26 protein-coding genes are annotated in these 24489 nt (G+C 37.5%); 11 read left to right on the forward strand and 15 right to left on the reverse strand.

Annotated elements, in window-relative coordinates; translation table 11 throughout:
• On the reverse strand, window positions 1-3084 hold the full coding sequence (locus tag ABS766_RS00275) for a SusC/RagA family TonB-linked outer membrane protein (RefSeq protein ID WP_408083066.1): 3084 nt from the start codon (window positions 3082-3084) through the stop codon (window positions 1-3).
• 271 nt (window positions 3085-3355) lie between these two features.
• Window positions 3356-5248, reverse strand: a complete 1893-nt coding sequence (locus ABS766_RS00280; RefSeq protein ID WP_408083067.1) for a S8 family serine peptidase — start codon at window positions 5246-5248, stop codon at window positions 3356-3358.
• Between the two features lie 186 nt (window positions 5249-5434).
• Here ABS766_RS00280 and ABS766_RS00285 point away from each other — a divergent pair, with 186 nt between their 5' ends.
• Window positions 5435-6049 (forward strand): ribonuclease HII, encoded by a 615-nt coding sequence (locus ABS766_RS00285; protein WP_408083068.1) that lies wholly within the window; start codon window positions 5435-5437, stop codon window positions 6047-6049.
• 14 nt (window positions 6050-6063) lie between these two features.
• Here the strand turns inward: ABS766_RS00285 and lipB are convergent, their stop codons facing one another.
• The 7 genes from lipB to ABS766_RS00320 form a co-directional block, all read right to left on the reverse strand.
• Window positions 6064-6777, reverse strand: a complete 714-nt coding sequence (gene lipB / locus ABS766_RS00290) for a lipoyl(octanoyl) transferase LipB (protein ID WP_408083069.1) — start codon at window positions 6775-6777, stop codon at window positions 6064-6066.
• 115 nt (window positions 6778-6892) lie between these two features.
• On the reverse strand, window positions 6893-7486 hold the full coding sequence (locus ABS766_RS00295; RefSeq protein ID WP_408083070.1) for a hypothetical protein: 594 nt from the start codon (window positions 7484-7486) through the stop codon (window positions 6893-6895).
• A gap of 391 nt (window positions 7487-7877) precedes the next feature.
• The gene (locus ABS766_RS00300) at window positions 7878-8546 is read right to left on the reverse strand and encodes a response regulator transcription factor (protein ID WP_408083071.1); all 669 of its coding nucleotides are present in this window, start codon (window positions 8544-8546) and stop codon (window positions 7878-7880) included.
• A complete protein-coding gene (locus ABS766_RS00305; RefSeq protein WP_408083072.1) occupies window positions 8543-9295 on the reverse strand; it encodes a sensor histidine kinase in 753 nt (250 codons plus the stop codon). The genes ABS766_RS00300 and ABS766_RS00305 overlap by 4 nt, the downstream gene beginning before the upstream one ends.
• A gap of 186 nt (window positions 9296-9481) precedes the next feature.
• Window positions 9482-10168 carry a hypothetical protein gene (locus ABS766_RS00310; RefSeq protein WP_408083073.1) on the reverse strand — a complete coding sequence of 229 codons (687 nt, stop codon included), beginning with the start codon at window positions 10166-10168 and terminating at the stop codon, window positions 9482-9484.
• A 199-nt stretch (window positions 10169-10367) separates the two neighbouring features.
• Window positions 10368-11018 carry a hypothetical protein gene (locus ABS766_RS00315; RefSeq protein WP_408083074.1) on the reverse strand — a complete coding sequence of 217 codons (651 nt, stop codon included), beginning with the start codon at window positions 11016-11018 and terminating at the stop codon, window positions 10368-10370.
• A 3-nt stretch (window positions 11019-11021) separates the two neighbouring features.
• Window positions 11022-11639 (reverse strand): hypothetical protein, encoded by a 618-nt coding sequence (locus tag ABS766_RS00320; RefSeq protein ID WP_408083075.1) that lies wholly within the window; start codon window positions 11637-11639, stop codon window positions 11022-11024.
• 352 nt (window positions 11640-11991) lie between these two features.
• On the opposite strand from ABS766_RS00320, the gene ABS766_RS00325 reads away from it, so the two are divergent.
• From ABS766_RS00325 to ABS766_RS00335, 3 genes are all read left to right on the forward strand, one after another.
• Window positions 11992-12354, forward strand: coding sequence for a hypothetical protein (locus tag ABS766_RS00325; protein WP_408083076.1), 363 nt, complete (start codon window positions 11992-11994; stop codon window positions 12352-12354).
• A 104-nt stretch (window positions 12355-12458) separates the two neighbouring features.
• Window positions 12459-12635 (forward strand): hypothetical protein, encoded by a 177-nt coding sequence (locus tag ABS766_RS00330; RefSeq protein WP_408083077.1) that lies wholly within the window; start codon window positions 12459-12461, stop codon window positions 12633-12635.
• A gap of 127 nt (window positions 12636-12762) precedes the next feature.
• Window positions 12763-13479, forward strand: a complete 717-nt coding sequence (locus ABS766_RS00335; RefSeq protein WP_408083078.1) for an SRPBCC family protein — start codon at window positions 12763-12765, stop codon at window positions 13477-13479.
• 24 nt (window positions 13480-13503) lie between these two features.
• Here ABS766_RS00335 and ABS766_RS00340 read toward each other — a convergent pair whose 3' ends face one another.
• The 4 genes from ABS766_RS00340 to ABS766_RS00355 are packed head-to-tail and all read right to left on the reverse strand — an operon-like array spanning window position 13504 to window position 14601.
• Entirely contained in the window at window positions 13504-13653 is a 150-nt protein-coding gene (locus ABS766_RS00340; RefSeq protein WP_408083079.1) for a hypothetical protein, read from the reverse strand.
• Window positions 13654-13713: 60 nt separating this feature from the next.
• The gene (locus ABS766_RS00345; protein WP_408083080.1) at window positions 13714-13989 is read right to left on the reverse strand and encodes a SemiSWEET family sugar transporter; all 276 of its coding nucleotides are present in this window, start codon (window positions 13987-13989) and stop codon (window positions 13714-13716) included.
• Window position 13990: 1 nt separating this feature from the next.
• Window positions 13991-14359: a SpoIIAA family protein gene (locus tag ABS766_RS00350; RefSeq protein WP_408083081.1), complete on the reverse strand. Its 369-nt coding sequence runs from the start codon at window positions 14357-14359 to the stop codon at window positions 13991-13993.
• A gap of 17 nt (window positions 14360-14376) precedes the next feature.
• Window positions 14377-14601, reverse strand: a complete 225-nt coding sequence (locus ABS766_RS00355; protein WP_408083082.1) for a hypothetical protein — start codon at window positions 14599-14601, stop codon at window positions 14377-14379.
• A gap of 142 nt (window positions 14602-14743) precedes the next feature.
• On the opposite strand from ABS766_RS00355, the gene ABS766_RS00360 reads away from it, so the two are divergent.
• Together ABS766_RS00360 and ABS766_RS00365 are read left to right on the forward strand one after the other, a co-directional pair.
• Window positions 14744-15040, forward strand: coding sequence for a hypothetical protein (locus ABS766_RS00360; RefSeq protein WP_408083083.1), 297 nt, complete (start codon window positions 14744-14746; stop codon window positions 15038-15040).
• 163 nt (window positions 15041-15203) lie between these two features.
• A complete protein-coding gene (locus ABS766_RS00365) occupies window positions 15204-15473 on the forward strand; it encodes a hypothetical protein (protein WP_408083084.1) in 270 nt (89 codons plus the stop codon).
• Window positions 15474-15586: 113 nt separating this feature from the next.
• Here the strand turns inward: ABS766_RS00365 and ABS766_RS00370 are convergent, their stop codons facing one another.
• Together ABS766_RS00370 and ABS766_RS00375 are read right to left on the reverse strand one after the other, a co-directional pair.
• Window positions 15587-16960 carry a DUF2252 domain-containing protein gene (locus ABS766_RS00370; protein ID WP_408083085.1) on the reverse strand — a complete coding sequence of 458 codons (1374 nt, stop codon included), beginning with the start codon at window positions 16958-16960 and terminating at the stop codon, window positions 15587-15589.
• 50 nt (window positions 16961-17010) lie between these two features.
• Entirely contained in the window at window positions 17011-18543 is a 1533-nt protein-coding gene (locus ABS766_RS00375) for a DEAD/DEAH box helicase (protein WP_408083086.1), read from the reverse strand.
• Window positions 18544-18734: 191 nt separating this feature from the next.
• Between ABS766_RS00375 and ABS766_RS00380 the strand changes: the two genes are divergently transcribed.
• From ABS766_RS00380 to ABS766_RS00400, 5 genes are all read left to right on the forward strand, one after another.
• Window positions 18735-19211 carry an ankyrin repeat domain-containing protein gene (locus ABS766_RS00380; protein ID WP_408083087.1) on the forward strand — a complete coding sequence of 159 codons (477 nt, stop codon included), beginning with the start codon at window positions 18735-18737 and terminating at the stop codon, window positions 19209-19211.
• A gap of 34 nt (window positions 19212-19245) precedes the next feature.
• The gene (locus ABS766_RS00385; RefSeq protein WP_408083088.1) at window positions 19246-21408 is read left to right on the forward strand and encodes a catalase; all 2163 of its coding nucleotides are present in this window, start codon (window positions 19246-19248) and stop codon (window positions 21406-21408) included.
• Window positions 21409-21576: 168 nt separating this feature from the next.
• Complete coding sequence (locus ABS766_RS00390) at window positions 21577-21870, forward strand: GNAT family N-acetyltransferase (protein ID WP_408083089.1); 294 nt, start codon at window positions 21577-21579, stop codon at window positions 21868-21870.
• Window positions 21871-21875: 5 nt separating this feature from the next.
• Window positions 21876-22490, forward strand: coding sequence for an alpha/beta hydrolase (locus ABS766_RS00395; protein ID WP_408083090.1), 615 nt, complete (start codon window positions 21876-21878; stop codon window positions 22488-22490).
• A gap of 164 nt (window positions 22491-22654) precedes the next feature.
• Window positions 22655-24487 (forward strand): cytochrome-c peroxidase, encoded by a 1833-nt coding sequence (locus tag ABS766_RS00400; RefSeq protein WP_408083091.1) that lies wholly within the window; start codon window positions 22655-22657, stop codon window positions 24485-24487.
• Window positions 24488-24489 lie beyond the last annotated feature (2 nt).

The following is a 24489-nucleotide window of genomic DNA, read 5'->3' on the forward strand; positions in this document are numbered from 1 at the left end:
TTATAATGATAAATCAACTCCAAAAGAAAATACTCTAGGGGTTGGATAGCCACCAAAAGTACTGCCTGCATTATTACTTTCAGGGTCAAAACCTCTCCATTTTGTCCATGTAAGGAAGTTCTCACCTTGAACATAAAGCCTTGCACTAGTCAAGAATGTTTTATCAAGGAATTTAGCCGGAACATTATATCCTATTGAAGTAAATTTCAATCTTAAATAAGAAGAGTCACGTAAAAACCTATCAGATCCACTTGCACTTGCTGCATTAGTAGCAAAAATTGAAGGAACAGAAGTTGAACGATTATCTGGTGTCCATGCATTATTGAAATCATCTGCAACAGGGAATGAACCTAAGTTATTAGGATCCATTAAGTTAGATAAATCATAATCAAACCTGTAAACATCAGCTACAAAAGTAAACTGGGTAGTTAGGTAAAATCCTTTATAATTTGCCTCAAAACCAAATCCTCCCTGATATCTTGGTATTGGAGATTTTCCTGTAAGCACACGGTCTCCTTGTTGAGGGTTTTCTGTAAGATCGCCATCAGCAGTATAAAATAATAAATTACCATCTACAGGGTTTACACCGGCATACTTATATAACCAATATTGATATGCAACCTGACCATTAACGTGTGCCTGGCTTGTTAAGTAAGTAGCTCCATCTGGAAAATTATCTACTTTGTTGTGGTTGTATGATCCATTAGCCGTTAACCTTAAAGTAAAATCACTGCTTGAAGGAAAAACGTCATAGTTAAGCAACGCTTCCACACCTTTGTTTTCAAGATTACCTGTGTTACCAAAAGCACCATAAGTACCATAAACAGCAGAAACAGGAGCAGACTGGAACAGGTCTTTAGTATATTTTCTGTACACATCTATCGTACCACTAACTTTTCTGTTCCAAACAAAATCAATACCTATGTTAGCCTGCATTATGGTTTCCCACTTTAAACCAGGGTTTCCTAACTGAATCTGAGCAAGACCAGATTGGTTGTTATAACCACTACCCGTACCATATAATGTTCTGGTATAGTTACCAGCAGCATAAGGACTGTCGCCATCTATATTTTGATTACCTGTAGTACCAATAGATCCCCTTAATTTAAGTTCTGTTATTGATGAGTTTGCCATAAAAGGCTCCTGATCTATATTCCATCTACCGGAAACAGACCAAAACGTACCCCACCTGTTGTCTGCAACAAACCTGTAACTCGCATCCCTACGGATTGAAGCACCAAGACCAAATCTTGAATTATAATCATAATCAAGAGTAGCAAAGTAAGAAAACAAACCTGCTTCTGCTTTATATGCAGATACAGTACGTTGAAATAAATTAGGATTAGAAGGGTCAAACGGAACATAACCTGTACCTGCACCCGGCTCATAAGTTTTAGGATTCAAACCTGAAGTCTGGAATATATTATATGAATTATGCGCTTTGTAATATTCAGTCATTACTGAAATATCCAAACCGTGTTTCTCACCAAATATTTTGCTGTAACTTAACCTTGTATTACCATTAAAACCAAAGTTACGGTAATCTGTAATTTGTTCTAAACCGGCAAATTCCCTCCATCCTGCAGGCGCAGCAGCAACTACTGCAAGGTATGATTCCGGAGTTCTAGCAAATACACGGTTATAATCTGTAAAATCAACACCACCTATAACACCAAAGGTAAGATCTTCAGTAATTTTGTAATTGGCAGTACCATTAAATAACAATTTTATTTCGTCATACCTGTTATACATATGGTCTATATAATCCATTAGCATATATGGGGTATTACGGAATGAAGGATTTCCAATTAAATCATAAAGATCCTGACCGTTATCAGCCGGATAAGCATTAGGATCAAGATAAGGCAGCGAAGAAAGCATACCCTGCAACGGGTTTTGAAGAATGTTACCCGCAAAATCAGGATCAGTTTGTGACCTTGTTTCTGCCTCTAACTGGTTACGCCTTGAAAAACCACCATAAACGTTAACAGTATAATCAAAACGCTCATTATTACTTTTACCTGTAAAGTTTGATCTTAAAGAGATTCTTTGAATATCAGTACTAGGTACAATACCTTCCTGTTTAAAATAACCAAGAGAAACAAAAGAGTTTAGTAATTTACTACCTCCTGTAAAACTCAAATTGTGTTGTTGGGTAACACCTGTCCTGAAAAAGTAATCTTTCCAGTTGGTATTTGGATATTGTGCTATTTCAGCATCAGTAAGTGGCGTACCACCTACACCGCCCGTAGCACCTTCACCCAAACCACGTTCTCTTTCTAACCTTAAAAGATCCTGGCCATTCATGATGTTGTAATTATTATCCTGTAAAGTAGTAAAACCAGTTACCCCAGAGTAACGAACAGAAAATTTACCATCATAACTACCTCTTTTAGTTTTCACAACAATTACTCCATTTGCACCCCTATTACCATAAATAGAAGTAGCACCAGCATCTTTAAGAACAGAAACCGAAGCGATGTCATTAGAGTTAATAGTCCTGAAGTTTGCAAAATCTGAAGGCACACCATCAATAACATATAATGGATCTGTATTACCATTTATCGAACCAAGCCCCCTTAAAAGAACTGAAGTCTGACTTGAACCCGGTGAACCAGAACCTGTAGAAATATTAAGACCCGGTATCTGACCCTGAAGTGACTGTATAAACGACACGTTTGGCCTGTTCTCTATAGTCTCAGACGTTATTGTAGTTACCGCTACAGTTGATTTTCTTTTTGATGTTGTACGGTATGCTTCCACAACAACATCATCAAGCATTCTACCTGGCTGCAATTCAACATCAGGCACAGTGCTTGAAGCACCTACAGTAACAACAGCATCCTGGTAACCAACATAGCTAAACACTAATTTTTGACCCTGTGCAGCCTGAATGGAAAATTTTCCATCAAAGTCAGTAACCACTCCCTGAGAAGAAGCCCCTTGCACTTTTACAATAACACCTGGCAAAGGAAGACCTTGGTCATCTTTTACAGTACCTGTAACAGTCTTCTCCTGCGCATAGGAAAACTGAATAAAAAACGCTAACAAAAGCGTAAAAATCCAAGTAAACTTTAATTTCATATTACATTAATTTGAGTTAGTTAAGCCGCAAATCTATTAATTTATTTTTATATAACAAACTTTTAACGTTGGCATTATAAAAAAAACACATCAATATTCTTGCTTAAATAAATTATTTTCAACATTTTAACATTAATCTTTTTATTCATTCCGGATATCCTAAAAAAACTTCGTCATATTAAAAAGAATAGCATAACTAACATTTATTATTTAAGATGCTTAAAAACATGTTTGGTTGCGTTAGAATCTTAAATAATAAATGTTAAAATTACTATTTGATAACTATTTTTTTAATCTGATTCCTATCTCCTTGCGAAACTTTAACCATGTAAACTCCTGAGGTTAGGTTACTAGTATTTAAAGTTGTTTGTGTTCCAGAAATATCTGCCGACAATACATTACGGCCCTGAACATCGTAAACTGCAACTTTAGAATTTTCTGCACTATTATTTAAGGAAATATTTATAAAAGAACCTGCCGGGTTAGGCCATACAGAAAACAAATTAACTGTATTAGCATCAACACCTAGTATTTCAGAAGCATTGGTTACTATTAGAGAGTATTTTTGAGGTCCAAAAGAAATACCGCCTTTATGGCCAACCGTGATAGTATAAGTTCCTGAAGCTTCTGGTATATCAATACGTTCTATATTATCTACAGTATTATCGCCCTGTATAGCATCTTCTTCATATCCGGCGCCTAGTTTCCACGGGTAGTAGGTTACGCCATTTTTAGTAACTCTCACATCAAGGTCGTTAATCAGCACAGGGTCAGTATCATCAATTGTTCCATTATTTATTGTAGATTGAGATACCGGGTCTGTCCAGCAAATACTCACCTGCAGCAATTCTCCTTCAACAGCGTTTACTTGTTTAGTGTAAGTTTGGCCTTGAGAAAGCGACCTTTCATCTATTATAGAACTAGTACCATTATTTAAAATTGCTTGTGCAGCTTTTTTTGCATCAAATAATCCCCAACCAAATTTAGGGTCAGGGCCAGGCCATAAACCTGCTTCATCTGCAGTATGACAAATAAGCCCCCTCAAAGTAGCCGAACGCATATAAGTGCCTTCTTCTTGGTTATAAAGTTGTTGAAGCAATATTGCTCCTCCGGAAACCACGGGTGAAGCCATAGAGGTACCGTTTAAAGACGCATAACTTGAATTAGAGTCATTAGTTGAAGAATATACAGAAACGCCTTTTGCCGCAATATCCGGTTTAACCCTGTTATCATCTGTAGGGCCATAACTACTAAAAGTAGACATTACAACATTGCTTGGCTGGCTATAAGGAGCCACCAAACCGTTTACCGCAGCTACTGTTACCGCATTTTTGGCTGTTTTGGTACCATTAATAAGATCATAGCCTCCTTTATTAGGGTTAAATCCCTCTCCCCTGTCATTACCGGCAGCTTGTACAATAAGATAATTAGGCGCATTAAACGCTACAAGATCATAATTATATGCAGCGCCTGAATAAGCACCAAACTGCCATTCGGCAAGCTGGCCTGGAATAGCACCATATGAGTGGTTAGAAACCAGCAAACCTATCTCATCTGCTGCTACAGCCATTTCGCCAGTATCGTTAGTCCAGCTATATGCTAAACCATTTGCCTGTGTAGCCATCCCTTTTGCATTGTCATTTATTGAACCTACACCGCTACCAATCATGGTACCCATAACGTGGGTGGAATGGGTAGCCTGGTTTGTAGAAGCATCTGCAATAGTAAGCCTGCCTCCAAATGTATTGTGCGAAGCCCTGGGGCCATCCTGATCCCACATACCTACATACATATTCTGCCCGTCTAACTCAAGGCCAAGGCTCCCTCCTGTATTTAAAGTATTTATACCCGAGGTAAACGCTGCACCTACATTATCGGTAACATAATATTGAGGCTTCCCAGAAGCAGAAACACTCATAAGCTCTGCATGAGCACCTCTTTCAGTAACATATTTTATTGGCCAGCCATTAAGCTCGGCAAGCCTGTACGCTTCTTCCTTATCTTTACTTGCTTTTTCAGTTAATTCGGCTGAAATTTTGGCAAGCAATTCGTGATCATAGTCTTTTGTTATTTGTTTCCTTTGTTCTGGGGTTTGTGCAACCATAGCCGCACTCCCCATAAAAAAGGCAGAAAAGACTAATACTTTTACAGTATTTTTTTTCATGATAAACTGATAGTTATTATTAATATTTTATAAAGATATGATACAAAAGGCAACAAAATTAATGTTTTATCTAATGTAGTTTTGCAAAAATATGAATTATAACAAATAATATAATATTAATTTTAATTTTAACTTATACCTTTTACCTTTGCCTGTGTATTTACGCATAAATAACAACTACGGTTTATGCTTTCATTAAATTATTCAACTTTTCAGTATGAAACCGGCACCGATGAAGCCGGCCGCGGGTGCCTGGCCGGCCCTGTTACTGCCGCTGCAGTAATATTACCCGATAATTTTGAATTGAAATTACTTAACGATTCAAAACAACTTTCGGAAAAAGTACGCGAAGAATTAAGGCCTTTAATACAGGAAAAAGCCATTTGTTATCACGTTACACATATAGATCCTGATATTATTGACGAGATAAACATTTTAAACGCCTCTATACGCGCCATGCAGGAGTGTATACTTAACCTTACACCGGTTCCACAATATATTATAGTTGACGGTAACCGTTTTAAACCGGTAAATGATATTCCGCATAGCTGTATAATAAAAGGAGACAGCAAGTACCTTAGCATTGCTGCAGCTTCTGTGCTTGCAAAAACGTACAGGGACGAATACATGTGCCGCCTGCACGAAGAATACCCAATGTACAACTGGAAGAGTAATAAAGGTTATCCTACTACAGAGCACCGTGCCGCTATTCGAAAATACGGTCTTACCAAGTATCACCGTCTTTCATTCCGTCAATTGCCTGATCAGCTTGAATTTGAATTTGATCAGGCAAACAGATAAAATTTATGTGGTTTTTAAACAAAATTTGGCGCAGAGATAATTTTTGCCTCAAATAATTCAGAAAAATATTGTAATATCTTTTCTTTAACTTCTTCTTCATTAACTTTCCTGCCAAGTTCAACGTGTAATGAGGTTACTGCTTTGCCCCGTATGCCGCAGGGAATAATATTATCAAAATAGCCGAGATCTGCATTTACATTAAAAGCAAAACCATGCATGGTTACCCACCTAGAGGCTCTTACACCCATAGCACATATCTTTCGGGCAAAGGGCGTTCCTACACCAAGCCACACGCCGGTTTCGCCATCACTACGCCCGGCAACCAGACCATAATCTGACAAAACTTTAATAATAGTTTCTTCTAAAAGGCGCAGGTATTTATGTATATCAGTAAAAAAATTTTCGAGGTCTAATATAGGATAGCCTACTATCTGGCCGGGACCATGATAGGTAATATCGCCTCCCCTATTTACTTTATAATACTTGGCGTGTTTTTCTGCAAGCTGCTTTTCATTAATTAGTAAATTAGAAAAATCACCGCTTTTTCCAAGTGTATAAACATGAGGGTGCTCTACAAATAAAAGGTAGTTAGCCGTTTCGTTTTCTTTGCCTTCCCTGCGGTTCGCGATTTTCACATCCAGGGTTTGCGCAAAAAGTTTTTCCTGGTATTCCCAAATTTCTTTATAATCCCTGATACCAAGTTCTTTAACAATTACCTCTTTATTCATAATGTACCCTCCTTTATTTATTACAAATTTACAAAACTAACCTGAGCCTTCAACATACAAAAAGCCAGGTAAGACCCGGCTGTATTTATTCATATTAAAAAACAATTAATATCTACTAGTGTGTGATTTCAGACATATAAGCCCCTGCATCATTCAGCATTAACTGCACCATTTTTCTTTCTACTTCTTCTATCTGCAGTTTTAATATAGACTCATATTCACTTTTATCCTCTCCAGGATAATTTGGCAATAAATAATAAAAAAAAGGGTTTAGATGCTCTTTATCTACAAAATGCTTGTATAGTTCCTGCAGGCCTGCCAGTTCTTGTGCTGTTTTTATATTGTGGTTATTGTTTATGGATAGCGGCACGCCATATACCGGATTAGCGGGAACAAACTTTACAAAATCCCAGTTTATATTAACTTCTTTTACAGGCCTGATTACCGGGCGTAGTATTATTTTATATGTGTCCCACGGATAAACATCTTCTAAAAAAACAATACTTTTTTCTTTTACCAGCTTTGCATTGTCCGGCAGGGGCCAGCCAATAGGATATGGTGATTCTTCAAGATTAAAATGAATATACCCGGAAGGATTCATCAACTTATCAAAAAGGTTATAAAATGTGTTTTCTGTAATGCGTCTTAGCATTCCATCCATAAGGATGTATGTAGAATTGCTTAGTGTTTCAAAAAAAAAGAGATCCATTATTTCAATAATTAAACTAATACCAAAATCAAATAGCAGAACATTCCAAAAAAAGGAAGCCAGCGGGTCAAAAGACCCAGCATAGCTTCCACACCTCAAAATATAAATAGAACTATCTTAAACTCATAGATAATAAAAGCAGGCGGGACTTATATTGTAGCAATAGGATTGTATTTTGGGGAACAAAAAGGGTTGAACTTTAAAATATTATCCCGCCAGCTTAATTTAAATATTAAATAAAAAATCGGTTGGTTTCTTTGTTAATGTTTTGTGCGTTTGTTTAGTTTGATGTTGTAAAAGTAGCTACATCACCAAGCACAGCACAGGTAGAAAACACCTGTTTACATAAAACAGGTATTTTTACATATTTAAATTATAAATAGAAAAGTATTTAAATAATAGGTAATTCGTCTATACTAATTATTTGATGCTGAAGCGCATAAATAACAAGTCCTGCTATATTTTTGGCGCCTGTTTTAGCAAACAGGTTGTTTTTATGGCCTTCGGCAGTACGTTGGGTAATAAATAATTTTTCGCCGATTTCTTTAGCTGTTTTTTGCTGGCAAATAAGCCTGAGCACATCTACTTCTCTTTCGGAGAGTATATTTTCTTCGAGTTCAGGCTTAGGTGATTTGCCTGATATTTGTGTGCGGATGATGCTTAACTGGTCATCTAAAAAATAAAAGCCCTGGCGTTTTACGGCATGTATTATCTCAACAAGTGTTTTTGGAGACACTCCTTTGGGCAAAAAAGCAGCTACACCTGCTTTTAACATAAAGCCCATAAATACATTTTGGTAATGGGATGATACTACAATTATTTTAATATTGGTATTAGCAGCCTTTAGATGCTCAATTACCTCAAGGCCATCCATACCCTCCATTTTAAGATCTAACAGCAATATTTCCGGCATTAGGCCCTCTTCAATTTTTACAAGCAGCTCTTCGCCGCTTTGCGCGGTGAAAATGATATTAATATTTTCCTGAAGCTGAAGATAGTCTTCAAGTAATGAAACTACCAGGCTATCGTCATCTGTAATAGCTACTTTTATTTCACTCATATTTGTAGTACCATTAATGTTGCCGTGCCCTTACCGGGAGCTGATTTTATTTTATATTTTCCACCAAGATACTGAATTCTGATTTCAATATTATTAAGGCCAAGCCCTTTTTTTAGTAAAGCGGCATCAAAACCTTTTCCGTTATCGGCTATATAAATTGCTAATCCTTTGGTAGTTTGCCTGTAATTAAAGGTTATTTCTGTAGCTGCTGCATGTTTGTTTATGTTTACAAATATTTCCTGTATTATACGCAAAAGCTGTATTTTTACTGATACTGCAATTTCCGGCTGGGTACGCACATCAAAATACTCTGTAACTTTAAGCCTGACTTTCCAAGGATTTAGTGCCTGCAACAATAAAGCATCCAGCGATATAAAATCAAGCATTGGGGGGCTCAGGTCATGCGATATCCTACGGGCTTCGGCAATGCTTTCTTCCAACAGCACATCCATCTGTTCTTCGTTATAAGCAGTTTGGTTTTTAAGTTTTATAATTGTGAGTTTACCTATAAGGCTGTCATGTAAATCAGCAGCAATACGCTCACGTTCACTCTCCTGGGTTTGGAGGCTGTTTTGCAGCATGCTTTTTTGGTGTTCTACCTGCATGCGCGCCTCACGCAGGTTAGCCTCTGTCATCCGCTTATAACCCGTATAAACTATCCATACTACAAAACAAAGTATAGTAAGTATAATTACTATAATTATAGCAATCCATAATGCTATGACCCTTGGGTCCTGCCATTTCTCCATCTTACCCGTTTAACCAAATATAAAAACAAAAGTAAGTATTCAGCTTCAAAAAAAAGCTCTGTAAGGTTAATTTAATAAATGCTCCAAAAACACGAAGCTTTACAGAAACCGGGTTATTTCATACTCTGCCCCTAATAACACTTCTTAACAAAACTTGTTATAATAGCGCAAGAAATATACTTGTTTTTAAAGCTTCATGTTGGTGTGTAGCTTTAAGTCTCTGGCCATAAGTAAGTTCTTTATTATTTGTAAGCATAAGTAGCTATAAAAAATAAAAATAAGCACTGCATTAAATGTCCAGAAGTAAAACTTTATACCGGTTGACTCATTTAACATAAAATTAAAGGGCAAAAAAACAAGGGTACTACAAGAAAAATATAGAAAAACCATAAGATTGAATCCAATATGCTTGGCCCTATGCGCATCGAAAGAATTTATTTTTTCATAGAAATACGTAAGCACCATAATAATAACCAGGAAATTACCTAAGGGCTTTCCATACGACTGAAATTGGGCAGGGCTTACCGGATTAAAAGCATAATACAATATTTCGGCCATATCATAAACGCAAATGAATACCTGCAATGCTAAAAGTGCTTTGTATTTTTTGCTAAGAAGATATTTGTTATAGAAGTATATAAAAAAGGCTATTTCGGTGATGGCATAATACGGCTGAAAGATGTAATTATAACCCAATATATTACCTAATAACCTCATGGCTAATTCAATAATAAGCATAAGGCCTAAAAAAATGGAAAGGCTCCTGTAAAAACCATTGAGGCGCTTGTAAAAAAGCATACCTATAAAAAACCCTGTACCTGAAAGCAAAGGAGACATTTTACCAATGTACTTGGAAATTTCAATAATTGTCATTCTATTTATTTTGGGGTGTAAGGTGTTTTATGCTGTTTTTAAGGGTTTTTACTCTATTCCATATTGTGAGTGTTATAAATTTAAAACTGCTATATATATGCTTGAGGTGATTTCGGTTTAAAAGTAATTTTAAGGAATTAATATTATAATAAATAGACTATTCTACAATCAACGTCAATTCACTATACATTAAAAATCATTAATTTCTTGCCGCCCTCCAGATTTTATATGTGATGAAACCGTAAAAAACAACTAAAGCAATTATATTTATTAGCCAAAAAACAAATATTAAATTTGTTGACTGATTGATCATAAAATTAAAGGGTAAAAAAATAAAAGTACTTAAACTGCAATATGCCAGCACTATAATATTAAACCATAAATACTTGAAGCGTGAAGCATCGAATGAATTAGTATTTTCATATAAATAACATAGTGATAATAAAATTATAATAAAATTATCAAGAGGTTTGGCATATGATTGAAATTGTTCAGCAGTGGTTGTAATTAGACTATAATAAATTATTTCATATATAAGGTATGCAATTGATGTTATTTCTAAAATAAGTAGTAAAGTATAGTTTTTATTCAGCATGTATTTTTTATACAAAAAGACAAAAAAAACAAGCTCAATTAGCGCATAGTAAGGTTGTACTACATAATTAGAACCTGTTGAATTAGCAATATAAAACATTATTCTTTCTACCAAAAGCATCAAACCCAAAAAGACTACCAAACTCCTATAAAAGCCAGGAAGTTTTTTATAAAAGATCAGGCCCATTATAAAACCTGAGCCTGAAATTATTGGTGGAATATGTGCCAGATACCATATAAAATTAACAAGTGTCATTAATTATAAGGATAATAAATAAAAACTTGATTGAGAAAATGGAGATGGGTCAGGAATAAAAGGAGGCACAGGCATACTTGAATCATCATATACCAGCGAACCGGTTGAACTAGTAGTAGCTATAACCATATCGGCTATATCAGGATCACCCGCAGTGTCATTGGGCCTTAAGGCCATATACACCGTACCTTGTTCGCCAATAGTACCAAAATCAGTTCTTGGTATAGCAAAGCCCATAAAAATACCATCAGGCCTGGCTATCTGTTCCGGAATCCAGGTTGGATATTCCAAAATCCAACGGTCAATTCTTGCCTGTGCTTCAGGCGCAGGCATAGTCTGGCCACCACCCACTGCATTAGTAACTATACACGCTGTTGTATACTGCTCAAATGTATTTTGGCATGTAGGTTTATCATATTGTGAAGGGATAAGAAAGAAATATAAATTTCCATTCATTATACCCGGATATGCATGTATGTAATTTGAATCGGTAATATCATAATCTGACGGTAATTCATAAAAAAAATGGTTGCCCGCATTAAATAAATTCACTATAACCTTAGTGTCTGTTTTATATCTTTGCCATTTGTGCATTGCAGCGATAATTGCTGATCTAGTCATCTTTTAAGCAATTTAAAATTGGTTCATACTGGTTTAATATTTCTTTAACAAAATTAAGGGTAAAAAAAGTTAATCTCCAATATGATTGGTAATAATTTCAATTAATTAACATAAACAACGCAATTAAAACATTTTAAGCCTACACAAACTCTCATTCATTTTTATTATTTATAATAAAATAAATCAATTTTTGAAATAATTATAATCTAATAAACTTTATGCTTCATTATAATACCATTAATTAACAATGTATTGGCACATCTTCTAAAAAGAGGGTTAACATCAGGTTAATATTATTATAAACAGCGTATTATAAATGATTTACGGCTTATCTTTAAATAAAAAAACTCAAATGAAAAAATTAGTTATAACATTTGCTGCCGTACTTGTATCGGGTATAGCAGCAGCACAAACAGATAGTACACGCACAAACCGTACTACAATTGACACGCCCCGCAGTACTACACTGCCCGCAACACCTGCTACAGATGGTGCCCCGAACAGAAATGCGCGTAAAGCGGCGGTAACAACCCCTGTTACTACACCACCTAATACAACTATGCCTACTAATACGTTGCCTCCGGCAACATCGCCAACACCTACTACAGGTACACCAACACAGTCTGGCACACCTTCTAACCCAGCTACACCGCCGCCTGTAACCAACCCACCCACAACTACATCGCCAACGGGTACATATCCTACTAATCCTTAAACAGCAACCCGTATCATGAAAAAGATTTTTTTACACTAACTTTTCTTCTTAGTATTACTGTAGCCTCGGCCCAAACTGACACTACAAGTAGTAAAACACAAAGTATGCCTGTGAGAGCTGAACGTATTGACCGTACACAGATTACGCCTGAGCAAACTAAGGATACTGCTTACACAGACAAAAAAACACTTAAAACCAGAAAGCAGAAGAAAAGTACTGTTACGGATACTGAAGTTGACAACAACCCGGCTACAACAATACCTGCAAGGCCAAAACAATAATTATACTATATACTACAATCCCCTGTTACTGCAGGGGATTTTTAATAACGTATTGTTAAATTGATTTATAATTATAGGGGAGTTTAGTATTTTTAAAAGCTATAATGAATAATATAAAACCTCAAAAATGAAATCTACTATAGATAAAATAACAGGCGAAGAACTTAATAAGAATATAGGTGATATAGAAAGGGTAGTATCATTAGCCGGTGGAGTATACCTGTTGTATGATGCTATTAAAAGAGAGAAGAGAAACCTATTTGAAATAGCTGCCGCAGGGTTTATGATATACCGGGGCGCAAAAGGTTTTGCCGAGAGCGATTTGGGGAAAGCCCTTTTTAAAAAACCACGCAAACGCAGAGATTCTAATGTAAACGTGCATACACGCCTTATTATTAACCGCTCTGTTAGTGAGGTATATACTTTTTGGCGCCACTTAGCTAACCTGCCACTTTTTATGGAGCACCTTGAGGAGGTACGGGTAATAGATGATGTGTACTCTGAGTGGAAAGCAAAATTACCGGCATTAAATAAAACTATTAGCTGGAAAGCAGAAATAGTGGGTGAAGAACCTAATAAGTTTATAGGATGGCAGTCTTTACCGGGATCATCTATACGCAATGCAGGTAAGGTGCAATTTAAAGATGCAGGCGAAATGGGTACTCTGGTACATGTAATAATATCATATCATGCGCCACTGGGGCATGCGGGAGAAGAAGTAGCCAAGCTACTCACACCTGTTTTTGAAGATATTGTGCGTAAAGACATTATGGGCTTTAAACGTTATATGGAAACGGGAACATCGCAAAGGCTGCAACAGGAAACCGTAAAAATTTATTCATAAATTTATTGTAAAGCTGGAGGTTATTTACTCCAGCTTATTTTTTTTTATACTTGGTGCATATTGTAACTTTTCTATAAATTTTACCAGATTAGTACTGCCTGGCTTAGCTAGTTTTACTTCAATACCCGCACCGAAAATAGCCGCAAGCCCTAACCGTAATAATATTCTGCCCATGATAACATCTCATCATTATTATAAACCTGGTTACAAAATTAGTTAGCATTAAAAATATTTTCACTCCCCTCTTTTGCCTTTTAATAGCGCTAATAATTTAACAACTAATATAATCCCGCATAAAGCTGCTGCTATGCCATTGGCAAGTATAATAGGTACATCATCACGTTCTATACCGTAAAATACCCATAGCAACATTCCTGTAAAAAGCATAGAATAGGTTACAGATGAAAGGCTTTTTGTGGAACGTGTTTTTAGCACCTTTATAGTTTGGGGTATGTTAGCAGCGGTAGTAAAAAAAGCAGCTACCAGCCCAAGTATCTCAATATAATCCATACTAGTTGCTGCCCGCAACCCACGAAAGGGCCTCTTGCATTTGGTTTTTAGAAAAGCCCTTATATTCTCCGGGAGCTATTACACTAAATGCATTGGTGAATTTTACAGCAGTATCAGAATCAGTTACAATAGCGGCACGGTTCCATTTACTGAATTCCTCCAGGCCTAAAAGCGCATCCCGTAGCCATGCCCCCAGGGTAAAATCGCTCAGGTCTGTGTCTATCACATACATAAAATTTATTTCGCCATTATTTTTAGCTACTTCCTGTACCTTGGGCACAAGTACTTTTTCATAATCTTCTTTTGTTACTTCTCCCACTGCCCTAAATGCTGCAACATTTTTAGGCACATTAGTTAACGTTTCAATCATAATACAATATTTAATTTTTAAAATTTCCTTTCAAATTTTTGTTTGACGTAACGGCTGATGTATGTACTGAGGCCACGCCCATTTTTAGCAAGTTCTTTCATATGCTCAACTGCCTTTTTACCAGTGCTGCCATACGTATAACAGTATGATGTGTTGTTGTTAAATGTTACCGTTATACTTTTAGCTGCTATGTTATAAGCAGTTACACCAGAATGGCCCTGCTTGTTTTTATACCGTTCCATCTTTACCAAGATTACATTTATAAAGATAAAGCTCCTACAAATAAATCAACAGACTTTTAACCATTGATTAACAATGGATTAACATCAAAAAAAAGACATTGACCCTAACTTGCTGTTATATAAACTAAATAATATAACCGCTATGAAAAAGATGATTTTACTTGCCGCAATGCTAACCGTTGTGTTAGCCCAGGCGCAAACAGATACTAAAAGTAAGACCGATAAAACATCTGCAACGCAGCCTGAAGTAATTAAGGATGCAAAAAAAGAAACCCAGGCTCCTGATAATATTATTGATGAAACGGGAAATGATAAAGTTGCGCCTACCCCATACAATAAAGATGCGGCTAAAGATGAGCATGTAAAAAGTTATCCTGATTCAGACCGTGTAAAAGATACTGTAGTGAAGAAAAGAACAATTAAAGCCAGAAAATCATAACACATTAATCATAAACATTTTACCAAATGTTTTATGTACCTGTTTTTAACATTTAATTACCTGTTAACACAACTATAAACTACTTGACGCCCTATAATATACTTCTTAATTTTGATGTATAATTAGAACAAAAAAAGGATTTGATAATCAAAAAATCAATATTATGAAAAAGAGTATTTTTACCTCAATAGCCTTATTAGCATTAACCATAGCTTCGGCACAATCATACCCAAAACAGCCCGATCCTAAAACCTATGTTGTTAAAGATAATTATAGCAAAGCAGCAACTGAAGCTACAAACACTAAAGTTCAGCAAGCTACAACTGAAGAAAATGATACTGAAATTAAAGATACCCCGTCAGCAAATAAAGCTGCAACTTCACCAAATACTGGTGTAGCAGTTAACAGCAGAAAAGAAACTGCGGAAAATTAAAAACATCAAAAATTAGAAAACAGGCCGGGAAAATTTGCCGGCCTGTTTTTATTACTAATTATTGCTAAAAATTAATAGTTGCGAGAAGCTGGCTAGTAAGGGTGAATAAGCTGTCATGCTTTTTTACTTAGATGCTCAATCATAAGCGCATAATCTTTTTCATTTTGGTTAGCATAAGACGTTGCAAAAGCGCTTATGGCCTCATCAAAAAGTTTATCAGTACCCATATACCCGCTTAATATGACAGGGTCACCCGTGCGTGCGTGCGCACGGCTAAGCGCCCAGCCGCAGGATTTGGCATATAACATAAATGTATCCAGACTCATACTGCCCAGCGCAGGTTTTACCTTAGCATCGCGCAACTGGCGCACATAAAAGTGCTGGCCATAATCGTTGGTTGTCCATCCTAAAAATATATCAGATGCAGATTGTATCAATCTTTGCCCCTCTACCACACGCTGGCCATGGTTTAAGTAGCGGCTACGCCCTGTAAAAGGTTCCAGCACACTTTGGCACGCTTCTTTAAATTGCAGAAAGAGTGGATCTCCCGTGGCAGACATGAGTAATGTTATACCACAAAAAGTACCTACACTGCCCACACCCACCACCTTAAGGGCTACATCTTGTATTTTATAACGTTGCAATAGTGCCCGGCGATCCTGAGACAGGGATTTTAGATAGCGTGTATAGGATAGTTCTGCCTGATTATAAAATTCTTCCTCACTTTCCGGGCTGGCATGAAAGATAAGTGGTAACTGGTCTTTAATTTTAGGCTGCTTATTGTTCCTGTAGGTAAGTTTTGCAAAATCTTTTTCGTGTGGCAATTGCAAAAGTGCTCTTTTAGCTTCTTTTGCTTTAAACTGCTTTGCATCTTCCAGTTTTCCCGATTTTATAATATCAGTAAGTTCAATGTGGTGATACCATATTTGAAGTGCCGACATTTCGGCATATACTGCCATTTGTTTACGGTAACTCCGTACGGCTTTCCGGGCAGCCTCCGTGCACTGCTCTTCAGTAAAACCCTTGTCACGACCAGCAATTACAAAACTTGCCGCAAGGCGTTTAACATCCCATTCCCATGGGGCTACCGCAGTTTGGTCAAAATCATTTATATCAAAAATCAACTTGCGTTCCGGTGTAGCAAAACCGCCAAAATTAAGAAGATGGCAGTCTCCGCACACCTGTATTTTCATATTGGTAGATGGCAGCAGCGAAAGATCTGATGCCATTATACCGGCATTACCTCTATAAAATGTAAAAGGTGACTCTAATACACGCTCATGTAACAGGGGCATTAATTTGCTTATCCTGTTTTTTGAGCTTTCAGTAAAAATAGCAACCGGATCTGGCCTGTTTTCAATATGTGCAACTGCATGCATTTCCAACGGAAATTTTTGCCTTAAAAAATTTCCGTGGGCATACCGCTTTTCTTTAGGCACTATACCTTCAAAAGGCTTTTTACCGGTATATGCTTTTTTACTTTTCATTTAGTTATTATTGCCTTGTAATTCAATGCTTTTTTGTTTGTATAAAAACCTTAAGCTGTTTTCTGCATATCGTGCCTGTTCATCCATTTTTTAATCAATGTCTGCAGGCGCTGTTTATAATCCTGCATAAGCCATTCTTTATAATTTTTAGTGGTATTGCCCAGGCATTTGGCATATTGTTTTATCCTCCATGTTATTTCAGCATCCAGCTCATCGCTAAGATGCAGTGCTTCGGTAATTGAAGATGCATTAGACATGCACATAAGCGCATGCTGACGGATAGACTCCTGTATAACAGTTTTTGGTTTTAGCCCTTGCACTATAGCATCGTGGTGCGCCTGCTCTATATCAAAAGCTACCTCTTTACTGTTTGGAAATTTAGCCCTTATATCAGAGGGGATGTTATGTGCCTCTGATGCAGACCGGGCACTCATCATTTCATAATAAACTTCAGGATTTTCAAACACAAACTCCCAGTCTACCGGTTCGTGCCAATGCCCAAAACGTTCGGTATTATTACCAAGATCTGTAATAATAAATGTTTTTTTAGATGACAACCTCCTGGATCCACGTCCTATCATCTGATGGTATAAGGTTAAAGAGGTGGTAGCACGGTTAAGTATGACTGATTGCACACTCGGCTCATCAAAACCCGTAGTAAGTATAGATACTGATGTAAGTATGGCCCCTTTTGTTTTTTTAAACCAAAGCAGGGTTTGCTTCCGCTCTTCTGCCGGGGTTTTATTATCAAGGTGGCGTATATTATAACCCGCCTCTGTAAACATTTGGCATACCTTTTTTGATGTAAATATACCTGTATTGAATATGAGTGTTTTTTTGTTTTTAGAGTGTGCCTCATACGCATCGCGCAAAAGCGAAAGCATGGCTGGTGAGCTATAAAGCTCGTCTGATGTCCTTACTGTAAAATCGCCGTGAACGCCTGTTTTTAAACTATTAAGTTCAACATCATAACGCCAGGTTTTGGGCTTTGCCAAAAACCCCTCTTCTATAAGCGATGTTATACATTTACCTGTTATTAGCTCATTATAATTTTTGTTCATTGGCAAGTTTACATCAGAACTCAGCGGTGTAGCCGTTACCCCTATAATAAATGCATTTTTAAAATTCCCCAAGAGTTTTTGGAAAGAATTATTGTGTGCTTCATCTATAATTACCAGTCCAACACTATCTGTTGCAATTGCCCGTTTTTTTAACCTGTTTTTTAAGGTTTCTACCATAGCTACATAGCAATGATGCTTATCATTACGCGGCACTGATTTTATAGTAGTATTGATAAGCTTATTTTGCACGCCTGATCTTTTAAGCGTTCCGGCAGTTTGTTTAGAAAGTTCTGTACGGTGGGTAAGCACAATCACTTTTTTATTATACTTTTCAATAAACCGTTTGGCAAGCTCGCTAAATATAATGGTTTTGCCACCACCGGTAGGCAATTGGTACAACAGCCTGTAGTTTGCCGGCTGTTGTTCTATACGGCTAAATATAGTATTAATATCATCAACCTGATATGAGTATAGTTTTTTTGGGCGTAACGATATTGCAGCCCGCTCTGTAGGCGTTTCCATCAGTAAATTATTTAAACCGAAGATACAGGTAAGCACAATCCGCTTTTCTTAACGTATAGATAATTTATAAGGCAAAATATATAAATCTCTCTTAATACCAGCCTTACAATATTTTAATAAAAGTTTTAGGATAACATTAAGTATTTGGCAATTACAGGTTTCGTAAATTGAGCTTGCTTAAAACAACACCTATGACTGAAATTGAAAACGCGCTTTTTGCAGCCTCAAGACAGGGAAATGTACCTGTATTGCAGGAAATTTTTACACACCTGCACAACCTTGACATTAAAGATGACCACGGCTACACCCCTTTAATAATTGCTGCTTATAACAACCAGCCCGAAGCTGTAAGAGCCCTTTTACATGCAGGAGCCCATATAGACGCCACTGATAACAGCGGTTATACGGCCCTAATGGGTGCTTCTTTTAAAGGATATGCCAATATTGCCCGAATACTTATAAACCACGGGGCAGATATTAATGCACAGCATGGTAATGGTGGCACAGCACTTATGTTTGCCAGTATGTTTGGCCGTAATGACCTTGTGGATTTGCTTATAGAAAGTGGTGCCGACATAACCATAACTGATACCCGCGGATTTACTGCCGCTGATCTTGCAGTACAACAAAGAAACACTGAAGCTGTGCAAAAACTACAGCAGGTATAATACAAACCTTAATTTTAACCTTACAACATTTATAATGGAAAAAAATAGTAAACCAGATAATGACAATGCTAAACTGCAGGACCTGGAAAAAAACAGGGAATACAGCAAGGACCAGTTTATAACTACCGACCAAGGTGTTAAAATAAATAACGACCATAACACATTAAAGGCCGGGGAAAGAGGCCCGTCACTACTTGAAGATTTTATAATGCGTGAAAAAATTACGCATTTTGACCATGAGCGAATTCCTGAGCGTATTGTACATGCACGTGGCTCTGGGGCACATGGTTATTTTGAAGCTTTTGGAAACGTAGGCGACTACACAAAAGCTAATTTCCTAAACGATACCACTACAAAAACCCCTGTTTTTGTACGTTTTTCTACTGTAGCGGGTTTCCGCGGTTCTACAGACCTTGCACGTGATGTGCGTGGCTTTGCTATTAAATTTTATACCCAGGAGGGTATCTTTGATATGGTAGGTAATAATATGCCCGTATTTTTTATACAGGATGCCATGAAGTTTCCAGACCTTATACATGCTGTAAAACCCGAACCCCATAATGAGATACCACAGGCAGCATCGGCACATGATACGTTTTGGGATTTTATATCGCTTATGCCCGAGAGTATGCACATGATTATGTGGGCTATGAGTGACCGTGCCATTCCACGCTCATTGCGTATGATGGAAGGATTTGGCATACATACCTTCCGTTTTATTAATAAAGAAGGTAAATCTACATTTGTAAAATTCCACCTTAAACCAAAACTGGGTATACATGGTGTAGTTTGGGATGAGGCTCTTAAAATATCTGGTAATGACCCTGACTTTCACCGTAGGGACCTACATGATGCTATAGAGATGGGTAATTTTCCGGAATGGGAATTCGGTGTACAGTTAGTACCGGAAGAAGATGAACATAAGTTTGACTTTGACTTGCTGGACCCTACCAAGATTATACCGGAAGAGCAGGTACCTGTAACTAAAATAGGCAGGCTGGTACTTAACCGCAACCCTGATAACTTTTTTGCCGAAACAGAGCAGGTAGCCTTTCACCCGGGGCATGTGGTTCCGGGTATTGATTTTACCAACGACCCATTGCTTCAGGGAAGATTATTCTCGTACACTGATACGCAACTCTCAAGGCTGGGAAGCCCTAACTTTCATGAAATACCTATTAACAGGACTATTTCGCCCATGCACAACAACCAGCGCGATGGCCATATGAGGCAGGAAATAAACGTGGGAAAAACCCATTACAGCCCAAATTCATTAAACAATGGTTATCCTGAACAGGCTAAAGAAAATGAAGGTGGTTTTGTAAGCCATTATGAAAGGGTTGAAGCGCATAAAGTGCGGGAACGCAGCGAGAGCTTTGCCGACCATTTTAGCCAGGCAGCACTGTTTTTTAAAAGCCAGACAGAGCCGGAACAAAATCATATAATAAAGGCTTTGCGGTTTGAACTGAGTAAGGTAGAAACTGTTGCTATACGTGAACGTATGGTAGGGCTGCTGAATGAGGTTGATAAAAAACTGGCGCAAAAAGTAGCTGAAGGACTAGGAATTGAAGAACCATCTAAGCCTGAAAAGCCGATGAACCATGGTATTGGCGCTGATGCTGACCCTGATAAACACGAACCAAAGCCGTTAAAAAACTATGAGCCCTCTCCGGCACTTAGTATGATAAAAAACCCGGCAACTACCGATAGTATTGAAACACGCCAGGTAGCCTTTATATGTGCTGACGGTGTAAGTGAAAAATCATTTAATGCGCTTAAAAAAGCACTGGAGGCAAAAGGTGCTATGGCCAAAGTTGTAGCGCCACATGCTGGCATGATAAAAGGTGATGCCGATACTCAAATTAAAGTTGATTTTGCTTCTTTTTCATCATCTTCGGTATTGTTTGATGCGGTATATGTACTAAAATCAAAAAACAATGCCATGCTGGAAGAAAATGATAATATTATTGAGTTTATTAATGATGCTTACAGGCATTGTAAGGTAATTGGTTTTGATGAAGGCCTTGACGGGCTGATTGAAAAAACTACTATTGGTAATAAACGTGAAGCCGGTAAAGATAAATCTATGCCGGGCATAATTATTAACAACGGTACAGCGAAAGCATTTACTGATGATTTTACCACACAAATGGGTAAGCACCGTATTTGGGAAAGAGAATCTAAAATTTCAGAATAAGTATTCTGATTATATTTACACAGAAAGGGAAACGGATTCGTTTCCCTTTTTATATATACCCTGTTTACTATTCGCAATTTACCTGAATTTGTTGTATTTTCGTGAATCGGTTTTTTTTAAAAACCGGCTAAGAAACCGTACCTAACAATTTACATAAACAAGTTACTTATGGCAACTATAGAATTAGAAATTGATGATAAAAAACACGGAGCCTTTAAGGTATATGAAGACGGAAGTGAAATTGGAGAAATGGTAATAGGCGTTAAAGACCCTGTACTTACCGTTTATCATACAGAGGTTAATAAAAGTGCGGAAGGGAAAGGCTATGCTAAACAGTTGTTAGATACTATGGTTGCCTACACCCGTGAAAACGGATTGGAGGTTAAACCGCTGTGTCCCTATGTACATGCACAATTTAAAAAACATCCCGATGTATATAATGATATCTGGCTAAAGCAATAAGTAGTATGAAAAACGTAATTACCGCAGGGGTATCTTTGGCTGAAGCCGAAAAAGCGCTCATAATGATACACGGCCGCGGTGCAGCGGCACAGGATATACTAAGTATTGCTAACTATCTGGATGTAGAAAATTTTGCTCTTGTGGCACCCCAGGCTGCAGGCAATACATGGTACCCGCTTTCCTTTTTAGCTACGCCACAACAAAATGAGCCTTACCTGAGTAATGCACTTTCTCTGTTGGCTGATGTTGTATCTGATATTGAATCAAATGGAATTGTCAAAAACAACATATATTTTTTAGGATTTTCTCAGGGAGCCTGCCTTACAGCAGAATTTACAGCACGGAATGCCGCAAAATATGGCGGTGTTGTAATTTTTACCGGTGGACTTATTGGAGATACCCTTTATACCGAAAACTATAAGGGCAATTTTGCAGGCACACCGGTTTTTATAGGCACCAGTAATCCTGATTTTCATGTTCCTGTAGCGCGGGTTACAGCTACTGAAGAAGTATTTAAAAAAATGGGTGCCCATGTTACCTTAAAAATATATGAAAATATGCCGCACACCATAAGCCAGGATGAAATTGACAATGCTAACAAACTGGTTTTTAAAAAGTAAAATTATCTAGCATTTATAAAAAAAATCATCAAGCCTGAACCATAACTACGGGCGCTATTTAAAGTAGTATACACAAATCCTTACATTTTTAATTCATGATTTAGTAATACTCACTTAATACAATTATTGTGTTGAGGTTTAATTTTGCATGTTTTAGCAGCAAAATGAAAATGATTTCCCGGCAACTTAAATATATCACCCTGTTTTTAACAGCGTCAACAGTCTTTTTTTTATATTCGTTTTCCTCCAGAGAAACATATACCCAACCCAGCACACTCAAAACCCTTATAACAAGCCTCAATACCGATATAACTCACCTTGATGAGGTTGCCCAATTGTATAAGGCCGGAAAAATTCCGTTGGATACGCTTCAGAAAACGGTATCACAAACACGCCTTAGTTACAAGCGGGCAGAGTTTTATCTGGCTTTTTATTTCCCTGAGTATACAAACGACCATTTTAACGGCGCCCCACTATTGCAGATTGAAAAAGAAGGTACCCGTCCAAAAGTTGTAACCCCAGAAGGCTTGCAGGTACTGGATGAACTTGTGTACAGCGATGACGCACCGGAAGAAAAAGTACAGATTGGCGCATTATGCAAAAAATTGCACGGCGCTTATATTGATTTGTATGACGGTATAGGAAACCCGGATATGACTGGTGTTAACGGCGCTACAGCAATGCGTTTACAGCTTATACGGATCTTTAGCCTTGGCATTACCGGATTTGACACCCCCGGCTCCCTTAACGGCCTTACAGAAGCAAAGGAATCGTTACAAGCCATGCAACTTTTTTATGAAGAGCAGTTTTCTAAATCAGGCCCGGTTAATACGCTGTTTAATGAAGCTATAGGTTATCTGGGTGACAATACTGATTTTGACACGTTTAACAGGCTGGAGTTTTTTAAAAAATATATTGACCCGCTGTATAAGCAACTGGGCGAAGTTAACGGGCAGGTTCCCGGTTTTATTAGTAATGAAAGTGCGTGGAACAGTAAAAGCACCTCTGTATTTGCCGAAGATTTTTTAAACCCATACTTTTTTACCAACCTGAAACAGGAAGAAGATAATACAGAAATAAGGGCGCTTGGGCGCAGCCTTTTTTATGACCCCGCACTTAGCGAAGAAGGCACTGTAAGCTGTGCCACTTGCCACCAGCCCGAAAAAGCATTTACAGACGGATTATCCAAATCGGCCAGTAACATACAGGGCAAAACGGTACTGCGCAATGCGCCTACATTATTAAATGCAGCTTATGCAGACCGTTATTTTTATGACTTACGTGCTTTTACGCTGGAGCAGCAGGCAGAACATGTTATTTTTAATCCTGAAGAATTTAATACGGCCTATAGTATTATCCTTAAAAAATTAGAGAAAAATCAAGACTATGTTTCGCGGTTTAAAAAAGCATTTGGCAAAAAAGGTATAACCCGCGAAAATTTTTCAAAGGCGCTTGCATCATATGTAATGTCACTAAAATCATTTAACAGTCCTATGGATAAATTTCTCCGTGGCGAAACTCAGTATATTTCGCAGGAAGCGCAAAATGGCCTTAACCTTTTTATGGGTAAAGCGGCCTGTGCCACCTGCCACTTTGCCCCCACCTTTGCCGGGCTCGTACCGCCGCTTTATAACGAGAACGAAAGTGAAATACTTGGTGTGCTTAAAGACCCAAGCAGTAAAAGTGTAGACTCAGATAGTGGACGTATAGATAATGAAGTGTATACTGAATATGCCTGGATTTATGAAAAATCATTTAAAACCTCAACTGTACGAAATGCCGAAAAAACAGCGCCTTATTTTCATAACGGTGCTTATAAAACTTTAGAGGAAGTAATTGATTTTTATAATGAAGGCGGTGGCGCCGGGATGGGACTTACTGTAAAAAACCAAACACTGGCACCCGATAAGCTTAACCTTACCGAAAAAGAAAAGAAAGAACTGATTGCCTTTATTAAAGCGCTTACAGATACATCTGCCGCAACACAGCACCATTAATA

This window comes from Flavobacterium rhizosphaerae (assembly GCF_046000445.1).
GTDB classification, from domain to species: Bacteria; Bacteroidota; Bacteroidia; order Flavobacteriales; family Flavobacteriaceae; genus Flavobacterium; species Flavobacterium rhizosphaerae.

What these genes read in the sequence shown, in the direction of transcription:
- ABS766_RS00275 (WP_408083066.1), bottom strand. Translation starts at nt 3,084, where the DNA reads ATGAAATTAAAGTTTACTTGGATTTTTACGCTTTTGTTAGCGTTTTTT.
- ABS766_RS00280 (WP_408083067.1), bottom strand. Translation starts at nt 5,248, where the DNA reads ATGAAAAAAAATACTGTAAAAGTATTAGTCTTTTCTGCCTTTTTTATG.
- ABS766_RS00285 (WP_408083068.1), top strand. Translation starts at nt 5,435, where the DNA reads ATGCTTTCATTAAATTATTCAACTTTTCAGTATGAAACCGGCACCGAT.
- lipB (WP_408083069.1), bottom strand. Translation starts at nt 6,777, where the DNA reads ATGAATAAAGAGGTAATTGTTAAAGAACTTGGTATCAGGGATTATAAA.
- ABS766_RS00295 (WP_408083070.1), bottom strand. Translation starts at nt 7,486, where the DNA reads ATGGATCTCTTTTTTTTTGAAACACTAAGCAATTCTACATACATCCTT.
- ABS766_RS00300 (WP_408083071.1), bottom strand. Translation starts at nt 8,546, where the DNA reads ATGAGTGAAATAAAAGTAGCTATTACAGATGACGATAGCCTGGTAGTT.
- ABS766_RS00305 (WP_408083072.1), bottom strand. Translation starts at nt 9,295, where the DNA reads ATGGAGAAATGGCAGGACCCAAGGGTCATAGCATTATGGATTGCTATA.
- ABS766_RS00310 (WP_408083073.1), bottom strand. Translation starts at nt 10,168, where the DNA reads ATGACAATTATTGAAATTTCCAAGTACATTGGTAAAATGTCTCCTTTG.
- ABS766_RS00315 (WP_408083074.1), bottom strand. Translation starts at nt 11,018, where the DNA reads ATGACACTTGTTAATTTTATATGGTATCTGGCACATATTCCACCAATA.
- ABS766_RS00320 (WP_408083075.1), bottom strand. Translation starts at nt 11,639, where the DNA reads ATGACTAGATCAGCAATTATCGCTGCAATGCACAAATGGCAAAGATAT.
- ABS766_RS00325 (WP_408083076.1), top strand. Translation starts at nt 11,992, where the DNA reads ATGAAAAAATTAGTTATAACATTTGCTGCCGTACTTGTATCGGGTATA.
- ABS766_RS00330 (WP_408083077.1), top strand. Translation starts at nt 12,459, where the DNA reads ATGCCTGTGAGAGCTGAACGTATTGACCGTACACAGATTACGCCTGAG.
- ABS766_RS00335 (WP_408083078.1), top strand. Translation starts at nt 12,763, where the DNA reads ATGAAATCTACTATAGATAAAATAACAGGCGAAGAACTTAATAAGAAT.
- ABS766_RS00340 (WP_408083079.1), bottom strand. Translation starts at nt 13,653, where the DNA reads ATGGGCAGAATATTATTACGGTTAGGGCTTGCGGCTATTTTCGGTGCG.
- ABS766_RS00345 (WP_408083080.1), bottom strand. Translation starts at nt 13,989, where the DNA reads ATGGATTATATTGAGATACTTGGGCTGGTAGCTGCTTTTTTTACTACC.
- ABS766_RS00350 (WP_408083081.1), bottom strand. Translation starts at nt 14,359, where the DNA reads ATGATTGAAACGTTAACTAATGTGCCTAAAAATGTTGCAGCATTTAGG.
- ABS766_RS00355 (WP_408083082.1), bottom strand. Translation starts at nt 14,601, where the DNA reads ATGGAACGGTATAAAAACAAGCAGGGCCATTCTGGTGTAACTGCTTAT.
- ABS766_RS00360 (WP_408083083.1), top strand. Translation starts at nt 14,744, where the DNA reads ATGAAAAAGATGATTTTACTTGCCGCAATGCTAACCGTTGTGTTAGCC.
- ABS766_RS00365 (WP_408083084.1), top strand. Translation starts at nt 15,204, where the DNA reads ATGAAAAAGAGTATTTTTACCTCAATAGCCTTATTAGCATTAACCATA.
- ABS766_RS00370 (WP_408083085.1), bottom strand. Translation starts at nt 16,960, where the DNA reads ATGAAAAGTAAAAAAGCATATACCGGTAAAAAGCCTTTTGAAGGTATA.
- ABS766_RS00375 (WP_408083086.1), bottom strand. Translation starts at nt 18,543, where the DNA reads ATGGAAACGCCTACAGAGCGGGCTGCAATATCGTTACGCCCAAAAAAA.
- ABS766_RS00380 (WP_408083087.1), top strand. Translation starts at nt 18,735, where the DNA reads ATGACTGAAATTGAAAACGCGCTTTTTGCAGCCTCAAGACAGGGAAAT.
- ABS766_RS00385 (WP_408083088.1), top strand. Translation starts at nt 19,246, where the DNA reads ATGGAAAAAAATAGTAAACCAGATAATGACAATGCTAAACTGCAGGAC.
- ABS766_RS00390 (WP_408083089.1), top strand. Translation starts at nt 21,577, where the DNA reads ATGGCAACTATAGAATTAGAAATTGATGATAAAAAACACGGAGCCTTT.
- ABS766_RS00395 (WP_408083090.1), top strand. Translation starts at nt 21,876, where the DNA reads ATGAAAAACGTAATTACCGCAGGGGTATCTTTGGCTGAAGCCGAAAAA.
- ABS766_RS00400 (WP_408083091.1), top strand. Translation starts at nt 22,655, where the DNA reads ATGAAAATGATTTCCCGGCAACTTAAATATATCACCCTGTTTTTAACA.